Origin of the sequence: Desulfothermobacter acidiphilus (assembly GCF_052073645.1) — a bacterium.
GTDB lineage: Bacteria > Bacillota > Desulfotomaculia > Desulfotomaculales > Ammonificaceae > Desulfothermobacter > Desulfothermobacter acidiphilus.
Genome location: NZ_CM125440.1, coordinates 285,473 through 298,231, shown reverse-complemented (window position 1 = coordinate 298,231; position 12,759 = coordinate 285,473). Strand labels below are relative to the sequence as shown.

The window sequence follows — 12,759 nt, the reverse complement described above, 5'->3', positions numbered from 1 at the left end:
ACCGCCACTTTTAAGCTTCCGGAGTCACTCGACCGTGTTTGGTCAGAATCTCGGCCCGACCCCTTATCTTGATAGCCGAAGTATGCTCGGTGAATTGGGCAATCATTACCTCACCCTTATCCAATTTTTCAGCGTGGTGGAACTTGGTATCAAGTCCACGCGTCAAACCCATAATGGTTACCCCATTTTCCAACGCCCGGATAACTACGTAATCGGCCATTATCCAATGCCACTCTCCCGGTTGCATTTCCATCCCCTCGCTTTTGCCCAGTATGATAGCATGGACTTACGAACAAGCCAAGACTAAAAATTACCTTTTATTCCACAATATTTTGATATTATCTTCCCCCACTAGGGCCGAAAGGCGGGCCAGCGCCGGAGAAAGCAGATTGACCCAATACTCCCGCGGTATCCGTCGCAGAGCGCTTTTCCCCGGCAGGCGAAGATAAACGGGACAAGAACCCTGATACTGCCGCAACACCTCCTTTAAATCCCCTAAGAAGTCGCTTTCCTGCTGTGGCAGTTGCAAGACCATCTGGACTTTACTGAGGTCGAGTAGGCGCATTTCTTCCACCACCAGACGGAGCCGGTCCCCGTCCCCACCGCTTCTCTTTCCCCTTACCAGTACCACCCCTTCCGGGCGTAAGCACCCTCGGCACTCTTGATAGACGCGGGGGAAGAGCACCGCCTCTACCGCCCCAGTTAAATCTTCCAGTTGCGCCACCGCCATGGCCTCCCCCCGGCGGGTTTGCAAGCGTTTCACTCCCACAACCAGGCCTCCCAAGGTGACCTCTTCCTCCTCATGCATCTCGGCCAGATCGGCCACCTGAGTGTTAGCCAAAAGACGCAGCAAATCCCGGTACTCGGCCAGAGGGTGACCGGTGAGGTATAGACCCAACATCTCCTTTTCCAGCCGCAAAAGCTCCCGGCGAGAGAATTCCTCCCCGTTAAGTCCCAGACGGAGCTCCCCCACCTCTTCTTCCAGCGCGGGAAAAAGGCAAGGCTGCAACTGCCGGTTATCGTGGTTCCGGAGGCGGGTCGCTAGCTTCAAGCTCTCATCTATCTGAGCCAATACCGCCTTGCGCGTATGCCCCATAGAGGCAAAAGCGCCGGCCTTGGCCAAGCTCTCGATCACTTTTCGGTTCAGCGCCCGGCTGTCCACCCGCCGGTAAAAATCTACCAGGTTGCGAAAGGGGCCTTCCTTTCGCGCATTTAAAATGGCTTCCACCGCTCCCTCGCCCACGTTCTTCACCGCGGCCAACCCGAACCGTATACGCGCATTCACTGGACTAAAATCCCGCTCACTCTCGTTAATATCAGGAGGCAACACCTCAATCCCTAATCGACGGCATTCTTCCACGTAAAGCGCTATTTTATCTGAGCGGTCGCGCACCGAAGTTAGTAACGCTGCCATGTACTCCACCGGGAAATTAGCCTTGAGGTAGGCGGTTTGATAAGCCACCAGGGCGTAAGCAGCGGAGTGGCTCTTGTTGAAGCCATAACCGGCAAAATATTCCATGCGGTCGAAAATTTCTTCCGCCAACTTGGCCTCTACTCCCTGCTCCACCGCTCCAGCCACGAACCGCGAACGCAAGGCAGCCAGTTCTTCCGGTTTCTTTTTGCCCATAGCCCGGCGCAAAAGATCGGCTTCTCCCAGAGTAAAGCCCGCTAGTCGGCTGGCGATCTGCATCACTTGCTCCTGATACACTATCACCCCGTAAGTTTCCTTCAATATGGGCTCGAGCCAAGGATGAGGGTATTCCACCGGAACCCGACCGTGCTTGCGCTGGATAAAGTCCTCTACCATCCCACTTCCCAGGGGTCCGGGGCGGTACAAAGCCACCAGAGCGATTAAATCTTCAAAACAGGAGGGGGAAAAAGAACGCAGCAATGCTCTCATGCCGCCGGACTCCAACTGAAATACCCCTACCGTATCTCCGCGGGCTAGCAGGCGAAAGGTGTTCTCGTCGTCCAGGGGCAACTCCTCCGGGCAAAGTTTAACTCCTCGCCGCTCTAGGTGTCGCAGAGTGTCCCGGATCACGGTGAGAGTGCGCAGCCCCAACAGATCCATCTTCAATAGGCCCAGGGCTTCTACCCCTTCTTTGGCTAATTGAGTGGCCACCGTACCGTCAGGCATTCGGTGCAGAGGCACCAAGCGCAGCAGGGGCTCTGGAGTTATCACCACCCCCGCCGCATGAGTGGAAGCGTGGCGAGGAATCCCTTCCAAGCGCTCGGCCACCTTGAGCAGCTTGCGCACCGACGGCTCTCGGTCAGCCAGTTCTTTGAGCTCGGGCGAGTTCTCCAGCGCCCGCGTTACCGTCATACCCGGCTCACCCGGAACCAGACGAGCCACTCGATCCACTTCGGCGTAAGACATCCCCAGAGCTCGCCCGGCATCGCGAATAGCGGCTTTGGCCGATAGCTGGGAAAAGGTAGCGATCTGAGCCACCCGGTCGACCCCGTAGCGGCGGGCCACATACTCCAGCACCTGATCGCGCATTTCGAAGCAGAAATCGGTATCGATGTCAGGGAGGGAAACACGCTCCGGATTGAGGAAGCGCTCGAATAGCAAACCATAACGCAGAGGATCGATGCTGGTAATGCCCAAGCAATAGGACACCAGGCTACCCGCCGCCGAACCCCTTCCCGGCCCCACCATAACTCCCCGCCGCCGGGCGAAATGCACCAGATCCCACACAATGAGAAAATAAGGGGGATAGCCCATGCGCTCGATCACCTGGAGCTCAAAATCCAGCCGGTTTTTCACCTCCGCCGGTATAGGCTCACCGTAGCGCCGGAGAGCTCCCTGGTAGCACAGCTCTCTAAGAAAGCTAGCAGCCGTGTGCTCCGGGGGCACGGGAAACTCCGGCAGGTGATACTCACCAAAACTAAGCTGCACTTCGCATCGCTCGGCAATCTCAACGCTATGGTGCAGCGCTTCTGGAAAATCCGGAAAAAGACGAGCCATTTCCGCCGCCGATTTGAGGTAGAACTGGTCGGAGCCAAAGCGCAGGCGATCTGGATCGTTGATGCTTTTACCGGTCTGGATGCAGAGCAAAAGATCCTGCACCTCGGCGTCCTCCTGGTTGACATAGTGAACATCGTTGGTGGCCACCAAAGGTATACCCATCTTAGTAGCCAGTTGGATCAGTCCTTGGTTGACCGTCTTTTGCTCCGGCAAATTGTGATCCTGCAGCTCTAAGAAGAAATTTCCCCGGCCAAAAATCTCCTGATACTCACTAGCGGCTTCCGCCGCCCGCTCCAAATCGCCTGCCAGTATATGAGCCGGAACCTCACCCGCCAAGCACGCCGACAAGGCGATCAAGCCCTTCGACTTCTGGGCCAGAAGGTACTTGTCCACCCGTGGTTTATAATAAAAACCTTCCAAGAAAGCTCGCGAAACCACTTCGACTAAGTTTCGATAGCCCTCCTCGTTCTCGGCAAGCAAAACCAGATGGTAGGGATTGTCATCCACCTTGGGCGTGCGCTCGCTCATGCTTCGGGGCGCCACATAGACCTCGCAGCCCAGGATGGGCTTGATGCCCTCTCGCTGGCAAGCCTGGTAAAAATCTACTATGCCGTACATCACCCCGTGGTCGGTGATCGCCAGGGCCCGCTGCCCTAGCTCCCGAGCCCGCCGAACTACATCCTTAATTCTGGAAGCGCCGTCTAGCAAACTGTACTCCGTGTGCAAATGCAGGTGCACAAAATCCAAATCCCTCATCCTCCGCCTCCAATTTAAGCCAGATAACGTCGAGCCCCCAGATAACGGGAGCGAAAATAAGGATCGTCCAAACAGCCCCAGCTCACACCCTGAAGCGACCGGGCATTTAAAAACCTTCCTTGGCCACAGTAAATACCCACATGACTGGCGCCTGGAGCCACCGTGGTGAAAAAGAGCAAATCTCCCGGAGACAAATCTGCCAGCGATACTTTTCTCCCCGCCAGAAACTGCTCGTCGGCATCCCGGGGCAAGCGATAGCCGCTGGCCCAATAAGCTATGTAGCTAAGTCCCGAACAATCTATCCCTTCCAACGTGAGCCCACCCCACAAGTAAGGAGACCCCAGCAACGAGCAAGCCGTGGCAACCACCACGGTGCCCCGGCCCCGCTCCGCCATGCGCGACCACGGCCAGATAGTGGAAGCCGCCACCTCCCCCTCCCAACCGGCAGGGGAAGACACGCGGCACCGCTCCCCGTCTTCGTCCTGGACCCACACCTGGGTCCCCAAGTAGAGGCGGGTAGAGCCCGTTCGGATTACAGGCTCTATTACCAGCGCCGGCTCTCCCGTGACCGGAACCGAAGGCGTCAGAGCTCGGCGCTGCACCCAGCCTCCGGAACCATCGGCCACCCATACGCGGAGCCAATCTTCCTGCCGCTCCATCACCAGCACTGGCTCTCCCAGCAACGCCTGGGTGACCAAGGGAGCGGTGAAATCGGGACGCTCATACACCCCGGTGCAGGGCCAACCCACCACCATTAACAATCACCTCATACCTGGAAAACCCTGCTGGCGTAAAGCCTCAAAGAGCACAATGGCCACCGCATTGGACAGGTTCAAGGAGCGTGCTTCGGATACCATGGGGATGCGTATCCACCGATCAGGAAAGGCCTTTAGAATTTCCGGCGGCAAGCCAGTGCTCTCCTTACCGAACACCAAGAAAGAGCCGGGAGGATATGTAACCTGAGTGTACCACCTCTTAGCTTCGGTAGTGGTCAGAAAAAGCTGAGCCTCTGGATAAGAGTTACAAAAAGCAGCAAAATTATCATGGTACACCACTTCGACCAGGTGCCAATAATCGAGCCCCGCGCGCCTCAGGTGGCGGTCATCAGTGTAAAATCCGAGTGGCTTTATCAGATGCAAGGTGGCACCGGTAGCCGCGCAGGTTCGCGCGATATTACCAGTGTTGGCCGGAATCTCCGGCTCCACTAGAACTATATGCATCCCATGTGCCCCTCGATCACTCACCATCGCCAAGTTAATAATATCCTTATCCCTCCCGGTAGGCAAGCCGCTCCAAGACGGCCGCGCGCACGCGCTCGGGAGCCTGAAGGATAGGCGTTCTCTCGTGTTGGAGCACCCTGGGGGAGCGGCTTGGTTCACTCGCCAGAGGTTAGGTTTCCGGGTCCCAAGCGCTCCCAACGTAAAATATAGGCCTCTACGGTTTCCACGAAGGTGGCGTGCGACCAAGTAAGCGGAGAAACAGAAAGCGCCGCCCCGGTGAAAGGATGCACCTGCTCAGGCAGCATACCGGTAGGACTCTTGTGACGAGCGACCCATTGCAAAAACTCCTGGACCCGGAACAACTCAGACTTATCGGCCGCCTGCACCGCCTGGTACTGGGCCAGCCAGAGAGTGGTGATCAACCAGGGATTACCAGGAACAGTGGCAAAGTCATCGGTTTGCAAAAAATAGTAATCTCCCCGGTAGCGGGCTATCCCCCCCACCGGCGTGCGGACCCGCAACCCCTCACCCAGAGCCGCCATGGTAGCTTTTACCCGAGGATCATCGGGAGATAATAGGCCGAAGCGCCAAACTGCCCACAGGCTGGCGTCCAGAGTGGGGTCAGGTGACCAGCCCCGTGGAGTGTGGGTGAGACCCCGGAGAAAGCGCTGGCGCTCGGGATCATAGAGGTGTTGCACTACCCCCTGACGGACCGCTTCTGCTGCCTGTTTCCAAAGCCTGGCCCGCTCCCGCTCTCCCACTAAAATGGCGAGATATGCTGCTCCCTTCAAGCCCGCGTAAACCGTGCTGGCTGTGAAGGTGAAGATCCCAAACCGCTCTTCCCAGAGGTCGTAACTTGGCCGGGGTAACCCAGAGACAGGGTCCCGGTAACGCATCAGAAAGTCGGCAGCCGGCACCACTAGGGTGCTGAAGCTCGCAAGCAACCAATCGAACGCCTCAGGGTAAAGACGCAGATGCTCACCTAAGGACCATAGCACCAGGGCCGTCTCGTCCTCCTGAATAGGCAGCTGCTCTTCCTCAGCCCGAACCCAGGCTAGCCACGAGGAACCGATAGTCCCGTCAGGATGATACTTATGCCAGAAAAACCCTTCATGTGAGTGCAGGACCTTAGCAGCGAAAGTAAAGAAAACGCGGCTTATTTCCGGATAACCGGCTCGGTCCAGGGCATGGGCTACCAGAGCGCCATCCCGCATCCACACATAAGCGTAATGATCCCGGTTGGTGGAAAGAATATCGGTGTCGGTAGCCGCCAACACTCCTCCTCGGGCGTCGGTATGGGCCCGCAGTAGCAACAAGCTATGCAAGTAAAGCGCTACCAACTCCTCGGTTAAGTCCGCGAAGTGCTTGCGCTGTGCTCGGCGTAACCATTGCCGCCAGAACAATTGCACCCGCTGCAAGATCTCCTCTGGGCCCTTCCTTTTTACCCATTCGTGGCGAGCACGCACCTCCGCCAACCCCTCGCCGGCTGCTAGCCAAACGTAAAACTCTCGTCTTTCTCCCGCACCTAGAGCAAAAGCAAAACCTACGGTGCTGTTAATGTTGCCCTGATCGGCCGGAGGCCCAGCCAGCTCGCCGTCTTCAGCGTCTACCCGGCTACCCCCGCTTCCCTGTTTACGAATGCTGTAGCGCCCTATCCCTTCCGAACTGCCAAGCAATAAGTACCAACATTCCTTATAATGGATAAGCCCCCCGGAAACAGGGTCGTAAAAGGCGGTGTCCCCCAGATCATACCCGCCCAGATTGAAATCGTGGTAAAAGAAAATCCGCACCTCGCGAGGGATGGAAGCCAGGTTTCGCAACTGCACTCGGCGCACCCACACTTCTTGCTCCCAGTCCACCGCTTCGGTAAAACAAAGCTCTACTTGCAAGCCGGGGTTGATGGCTCGGGTCACCGCCACCAGGCTCTCTCTCTGGTATAAACTTCCTATTTCCCAGCCCGTTTCGCCTATCCAAGAAAAAGTGCCCTCTACCCAAACCCCCACTTCGCCAACGCCGTCCAAGAGATGGTTAGCCTTGCCAGTGTAAGGATAGTAAAGGTCCCTAACCCGATAGTGGTCATCTAAATTTACCAGTAATCTCCCATTCCCTAGAACTATCTCCCTAGGCATTATCCACCTCCAGAGCTCCCTCACCTCCCATTATAAAGCCCGAAAGGCAAGGTCATAATAACTGAAGAGGCGCTAGGAGAAGCAGGAGGAAGAAAGACATGCTCTTTTTTTGGTTATTTTTACTCATTGCCGGAGCACTCATCCTCATAACAGGATTCTGGTTGGCTTATCGTAGCAGCCGGACCACCCGTAGCAAAGTACCTAGGCCCACTCCCCCCCCGTTCCCCGACCTAGAAACGGGTACGGAGATAGCTCCGCCGCCTCCAGCCGAATTGCCAGCCCCCTCCTCACCGGCACCGGAGTTGCCTCAGCACTACGGGGAAGATCGCCTGGTGCTTTTAGCTCGTGATCCCCACTGGCTATTCGCCTATTGGGAAATTAGTGCTACTTTACAAGAGCAGTTTGAGGAAATCTACGGTCCGGGCAGCTGGCACACTTCTATACCCGTCCTGCGCCTCTATGATATTACCCTCTTGCCCGAATTTAAGGGGTATAATGCCCACAGTTTCGTGGATATCCCCATCAACAACGCCGCGGATAATTGGTATATCGAGGTGAACCAGCCAGACCGGACTTTCTGTGTGGATCTAGGTCGCCGGTTATCTTCCGGGGATTTCGTTACCTTGCTTCGCTCTAACCCGGCCCACACTCCCCGCGCTTCCCTCTCCGAACACACGGACGAAGAGTGGCTGTGGCTGGAGGAAATATACCGCAGTCTCTACCGCTACCAGTTCGGACTTAGTTCTCCCCTGCTCGTCGAAGAGGTGCAGATTCAACTCGGCCGGGAGCAACTCCAGCTGGGAGAAGCTTCCCCCATACCCTGGTTTAAAGGAGGTAAATAATGGCCCACGGCTATCTAGCGTTGATTTTACACGCTCACTTGCCCTTTGTCCGGCATCCGGAACACCACTGGTCGTTGGAAGAAAGGTGGCTTTATGAAGCCATCTCCGAATGCTATGTTCCCCTTATATGGGTATTCCAGGGATGGGAACGGGATAGAATTAAAGCTCGCCTTACGCTTTCCCTCTCCCCCACTTTGCTGACCATGATGACCGATCCTTTCCTACAGGGAAGATACCGCCAGCACTTGGAGCGGACAGAAGAATTATTAGCGCGAGAGCTGACCCGAACCGCCGGCACTCCTTTTTTTCCCGTGGTAGTCATGTATCGGAACCGCGCCGCTCGTCTGCGCCAAACTCTAGAAGAATACCACTGGGACTTGATCGGAGCCTGGCAGCGCTTTAAGCAGGCAGGAATACTTGAAATAATCACTTGCGCTGCCACACACGGTTATCTCCCCCTGTTAATGCTCAATCCTGCTGCCGTTAAGGTCCAAATTCAAGCCGCAGTAGAGCTTTACCGCCAATTTTTCGGGCACAATCCCCCCGGCTTCTGGCTACCGGAGTGCGCCTATGCCCCTGGCTTAGAGAGCTACCTCAAAGCCTTTAACATAAAGTATTTTTTTCTGGACACCCATGGTTTGCTTTTCGCCTCCCATCGGCCCCGTTTCGGGGTTTTCGCACCAATATACTGTCCCAACGAAGTGGCCGCTTTCGGTCGGGACGTGGAATCTTCCAGACAGGTTTGGAGCGCCAAAGAGGGCTACCCGGGTGATTTTGATTATCGCGAGTATTATCGGGATATAGGCTTTGAACTGGATTACGACTATATCAAAGATTTCATTCATCCCGATGGCATAAGGGTGGCTACCGGCCTCAAATATTACCGTATAACCGGTAATACCGAGCGTAAAGAGCCTTACAGGCCCGAATGGGCGCGGAACAAAGCTCAGCTTCACGCTGGCAACTTTCTTTTCAATCGGGAGCATCAAATACGTTACCTTAGCCGCTTTCTAGACCGCCCCCCATTAATTGTGGCCCCCTATGACGCCGAGCTCTTCGGTCATTGGTGGTTCGAGGGGCCACAGTGGTTGGACTTCCTGGTACGCAAAATAGCCCAAGAGCAGGAGGTAATTGAGCTTGTAACCCCTTCCGATTACTTGCAACGCCACCCTTGCAACCAGGTAGCCACCCCCTGCGCCTCCAGTTGGGGTAACCGGGGCTACCACGAAGTATGGCTATGCGGCGCCAACGATTGGATTTATCGCCATCTCCACTGGGCCAGCGACCGCATGAGCGAGTTGGCTCGCGATCATCCAGCCAGCGAGGGCTGGCAAAGGCGTGCTCTTAACCAGGCAGCTAGGGAGCTCCTACTGGCCCAAGCTAGCGACTGGCCCTTCATCATGGCCACCGGCACCGTGGTGGATTACGCGGTCCGGCGGGTTAAAGAACACCTCCACAACTTCCTGGAGCTCTACCAGCAGATCACCAGCAACCGCCTCCGCCCCGATTTCATTGAAGAGCTGGAGCAGCGGCACCCCCTCTTCCCTCACCTCGATTACCGCGCCTACGCCACTCCCGACCCCTAACTTGCTCCCAGCCACCGACAAAATCGACTAGATTGGGCCTGCTACTTCCCCAAATGCCCACATCAACAGAAGGGGATTGCTTTCTCCCGGCAAAACCGCTAAAATAAAGCTGGCGTGGGCCTGTAGCTCAGGGGGAGAGCGCTTGACTCGCATTCAAGAGGCCGGGGGTTCGATTCCCCCCAGGTCCACCAGAAAGAAACTCAAAAGGGGCTGTCCCAAAAGTTAACTGGGACAGCCCCTTTATTTTGTTTGATCCAGAAACCCAGCCGTAGACAGAAGCCCCCAGGTGGCTTGACCCAGAATCCTAATAAAGACACAAAAAGGACCGGAGGAAGCGAACCTGCTTCTCTCCGGCCTTACGCTGTGACCTATCCACCTTTAATCGAGCACGCTGGTGACCACGCCGGCTCCCACCGTGCGACCGCCCTCGCGGATGGCGAAGCGCAACCCTTCCTCAATGGCTATCGGAGTGATGAGCTCCACTTCCATCCGCACGTTATCTCCCGGCATCACCATCTCCACCCCTTCGGGCAGCTTGATCTCCCCGGTCACATCCGTGGTCCGGAAGTAAAATTGCGGCCGGTAACCGTTGAAAAAGGGCGTATGACGGCCACCCTCCTCCTTGGTCAATACATACACCTCCGCCGCAAACTTCCGGTGCGGTTTGATCGATCCCGGCTTGGCCAGCACCATCCCCCGCTCCACTTCCTTGCGCTCTATTCCACGCAGCAAACACCCTACGTTGTCTCCCGCTACCCCTTCGTCCAGTATCTTACGGAACATCTCTACGCTGGTCACTACCGTCTTCCGCGGCTTATCGGAAAATCCTACTATCTCTATCTCTTCCCCAGCGCGAATCCGACCACGCTCAATCCGCCCCGTGACCACCGTGCCACGCCCCGTGATGGTGAATACGTCCTCAATCGGCATGAGAAATGGTTTGTCTATGTCCCGCTGCGGCGTCGGTATGTACTCGTCTATGGCGTCTAAAAGCTTCCATATGGGGCCGCAGTTGGGGCATTCCCGCTGCCCACATCCGCACTCCAGAGCCTTTAAGGCCGACCCCACCACGACAGGCGCTTCGTCGCCAGGAAAATCGTAGGTGCTCAAAAGCTCCCTCACTTCCATCTCCACGAGCTCCAGAAGCTCAGGGTCGTCCACCATGTCGGCTTTGTTTAAAAATACTACTATGTAGGGCACTCCCACCTGCCGCGCCAGCAAAATGTGCTCCCGCGTCTGGGGCATGGGACCGTCCGCCGCCGACACCACCAGTATGGCGCCGTCCATCTGCGCCGCCCCGGTGATCATGTTCTTCACGTAGTCGGCGTGCCCCGGGCAGTCCACGTGGGCGTAGTGGCGCTTCTCGGTCTCGTACTCCACGTGCGCCGTGTTAATGGTGATGCCACGCATCCTTTCCTCCGGCGCCTTGTCAATCTCGTCGTATTTCGCCAGCTTGGCCATACCGTGGCGGGACAACACCATGGTGATGGCCGCCGTCAAGGTGGTCTTGCCGTGATCCACGTGCCCAATGGTCCCTATGTTGACATGCGGTTTGGTGCGAACGAATTTCTCCTTGGCCATAAAGTTTCCTCCCTTGATCTACCCGAAGTGTCACTTGCCGGAACATTGCCCTGCCAAAAGTGATTATTCGCTTTTTACGGCCCAATTCCTCCTCCTTCAACGAGGGAAATTCAAAAACCCGGGTGGTTCACCCGGGTTTCAGCATTGCCTAACATTTGGTGGCGGCGCAGGGACTTGAACCCCGAACACTGCGGGTATGAGCCGCATGCTCTCACCACTTGAGCTACGCCGCCACTGGAGCCCATAGCCGGGATCGAACCGGCGACCTCATCCTTACCAAGGATGCGCTCTGCCTTCTGAGCTATATGGGCTTCTGGTTGCGGGGGTAGGATTTGAACCTACGACCTTCGGGTTATGAGCCCGACGAGCTGCCTGGCTGCTCCACCCCGCGGCCTTCACGTTCTTATAATAACAGATTGTTAGGAAGTAAGCAACTGTGATCCGCGCAGGAGCGGATCATACAGCTACCTAAGCCCCGCGAGTTCGTCAGCAACGCCACCGAACCCGCTTATTCCCCTCTGGATGGAGAGAAGAAACCCAGCAACACCCGGTAAGGACCAGGCGTGCCAGGAGGGATTAGCCCTACGCGGTCGCCCTCCCGCAATTTGTACCCCCAAGGCACCACCCTTCCGTTCACCATCACCGCTTCTACTTCCCGAGGAGGTAAATCTAACCTTTCCAGCAACTGCGCCACGGTGGTCCTCTCGGGCACACTCAAAGTATAAGGTTGCCGCCAACCTCGCTTATCAAACACGCGAGCAAGAAAGGCAAAGGCTCGCACTTCCACCTGCGGCAACGACCCTCACCATCCAGACACACATATGGAGCTGGGGATGGGACTCGAACCCACAACCTGCTGATTACAAGTCAGCCGCTCCGCCAATTGAGCTACCCCAGCGTAAATCTATCCAATAGAATTTTAGCTTGAGAGGGAAAAAGGAGCAACTTTTAATGACCCTTGCGTTCCAGATAGCGCTCCAATTTGCGCTTTACCCGCTGCAGCGCGTTATCGATGGATTTTACATGCCGGTTCAGATCTTCAGCGATTTCCTGATAAGATTTGCCCTCCAGATACGACACCAGGACTTCCCACTCCAGCTTGCTCAAAATCTCGCTCATCTTGGCCTCGATATGATCGAATTCCTCCCGGCTGATCACCACTTCCTCCGGATCGGTGATCTTGACCTCGGAAACCACATCTAGCAGGGTTCGATCCGAATCCTCGTCGTAGATCGGTTTGTTAAGCGAAACGTACGAATTCAAGGGAATATGCTTCTGGCGGGTGGCCGTTTTGATAGCTGTAATGATTTGACGGGTAATACAAAGCTCAGCAAAAGCCCGAAAAGAGGATAGCTTGTCCATGCGAAAGTCCCGTATGGCTTTGTACAGCCCGATCATGCCTTCCTGAACGATGTCCTCGCGATCAGCGCCTATGAGGAAATAGGCTCGGGCTTTGGCTCGAACGAAATGCTTGTACTTATTGATGAGATACTCCTGGGCCTTTTCATCTCCCTTGCGCGCATAGGACACAATCTCTTCGTCCTGCATGGTCTCATAGCAAGGGCATACTTGCTGGCTTAGGCCGCGCAGGCTCAAAACCTATCGCCCCCACTCTTCTAACCGGTTTCTCGCTGCTTCTCCATTATAATTAACTAATTGTTGCGCGTCAACGAAATT

At 56.0% G+C, this 12,759-nt stretch carries 10 protein-coding genes and 5 tRNA genes; 3 read left to right on the top strand and 12 right to left on the bottom strand.

Going from position 1 to position 12,759, the window contains the following annotated elements:
* Positions 1 to 10 precede the first annotated feature (10 nt).
* The 5 genes from mtrB to ACTLLP_RS01535 all read right to left on the bottom strand — a co-directional run bounded on the left by mtrB (position 11) and on the right by ACTLLP_RS01535 (position 7,073).
* Positions 11 to 247 (bottom strand): trp RNA-binding attenuation protein MtrB, encoded by a 237-nt coding sequence (gene mtrB, locus ACTLLP_RS01555; protein WP_441060087.1) that lies wholly within the window; start codon positions 245 to 247, stop codon positions 11 to 13.
* A gap of 63 nt (positions 248 to 310) precedes the next feature.
* Positions 311 to 3,724 (bottom strand): DNA polymerase III subunit alpha, encoded by a 3,414-nt coding sequence (locus ACTLLP_RS01550; protein WP_441060086.1) that lies wholly within the window; start codon positions 3,722 to 3,724, stop codon positions 311 to 313.
* A gap of 14 nt (positions 3,725 to 3,738) precedes the next feature.
* Positions 3,739 to 4,479 carry a C40 family peptidase gene (locus tag ACTLLP_RS01545; RefSeq protein WP_441060085.1) on the bottom strand — a complete coding sequence of 247 codons (741 nt, stop codon included), beginning with the start codon at positions 4,477 to 4,479 and terminating at the stop codon, positions 3,739 to 3,741.
* Between the two features lie 6 nt (positions 4,480 to 4,485).
* Positions 4,486 to 4,944, bottom strand: a complete 459-nt coding sequence (gene trmL, locus ACTLLP_RS01540) for a tRNA (uridine(34)/cytosine(34)/5-carboxymethylaminomethyluridine(34)-2'-O)-methyltransferase TrmL (RefSeq protein ID WP_441060083.1) — start codon at positions 4,942 to 4,944, stop codon at positions 4,486 to 4,488.
* 155 nt (positions 4,945 to 5,099) lie between these two features.
* Positions 5,100 to 7,073 (bottom strand): glycoside hydrolase family 15 protein, encoded by a 1,974-nt coding sequence (locus ACTLLP_RS01535; protein WP_441060081.1) that lies wholly within the window; start codon positions 7,071 to 7,073, stop codon positions 5,100 to 5,102.
* Between the two features lie 98 nt (positions 7,074 to 7,171).
* On the opposite strand from ACTLLP_RS01535, the gene ACTLLP_RS01530 reads away from it, so the two are divergent.
* From ACTLLP_RS01530 to ACTLLP_RS01520, 3 genes are all read left to right on the top strand, one after another.
* Complete coding sequence (locus ACTLLP_RS01530) at positions 7,172 to 7,915, top strand: DUF4912 domain-containing protein (protein WP_441060079.1); 744 nt, start codon at positions 7,172 to 7,174, stop codon at positions 7,913 to 7,915.
* Positions 7,915 to 9,501, top strand: a complete 1,587-nt coding sequence (locus ACTLLP_RS01525) for a glycoside hydrolase family 57 protein (protein WP_441060077.1) — start codon at positions 7,915 to 7,917, stop codon at positions 9,499 to 9,501. Before ACTLLP_RS01530 ends, ACTLLP_RS01525 begins: the two co-directional genes overlap by 1 nt.
* A gap of 116 nt (positions 9,502 to 9,617) precedes the next feature.
* Positions 9,618 to 9,692, top strand: a tRNA-Ala gene (locus tag ACTLLP_RS01520).
* Positions 9,693 to 9,879: 187 nt separating this feature from the next.
* On the opposite strand, the gene tuf is transcribed toward ACTLLP_RS01520, so the two are convergent.
* The 7 genes from tuf to sigH form a co-directional block, all read right to left on the bottom strand.
* Entirely contained in the window at positions 9,880 to 11,082 is a 1,203-nt protein-coding gene (tuf, locus tag ACTLLP_RS01515; RefSeq protein WP_441060075.1) for an elongation factor Tu, read from the bottom strand.
* 156 nt (positions 11,083 to 11,238) lie between these two features.
* Positions 11,239 to 11,315, bottom strand: a tRNA-Met gene (locus tag ACTLLP_RS01510).
* A gap of 2 nt (positions 11,316 to 11,317) precedes the next feature.
* Positions 11,318 to 11,393 (bottom strand) — tRNA-Thr (locus tag ACTLLP_RS01505).
* 3 nt (positions 11,394 to 11,396) lie between these two features.
* Positions 11,397 to 11,473: transfer RNA gene (locus ACTLLP_RS01500), tRNA-Met, on the bottom strand.
* A gap of 117 nt (positions 11,474 to 11,590) precedes the next feature.
* Positions 11,591 to 11,869, bottom strand: coding sequence for a MoaD/ThiS family protein (locus ACTLLP_RS01495; protein WP_441061561.1), 279 nt, complete (start codon positions 11,867 to 11,869; stop codon positions 11,591 to 11,593).
* A gap of 35 nt (positions 11,870 to 11,904) precedes the next feature.
* Positions 11,905 to 11,980 (bottom strand) — tRNA-Thr (locus ACTLLP_RS01490).
* A 50-nt stretch (positions 11,981 to 12,030) separates the two neighbouring features.
* Entirely contained in the window at positions 12,031 to 12,678 is a 648-nt protein-coding gene (gene sigH, locus ACTLLP_RS01485; RefSeq protein WP_441060073.1) for an RNA polymerase sporulation sigma factor SigH, read from the bottom strand.
* Between the last annotated feature and the right edge of the window lie 81 nt (positions 12,679 to 12,759).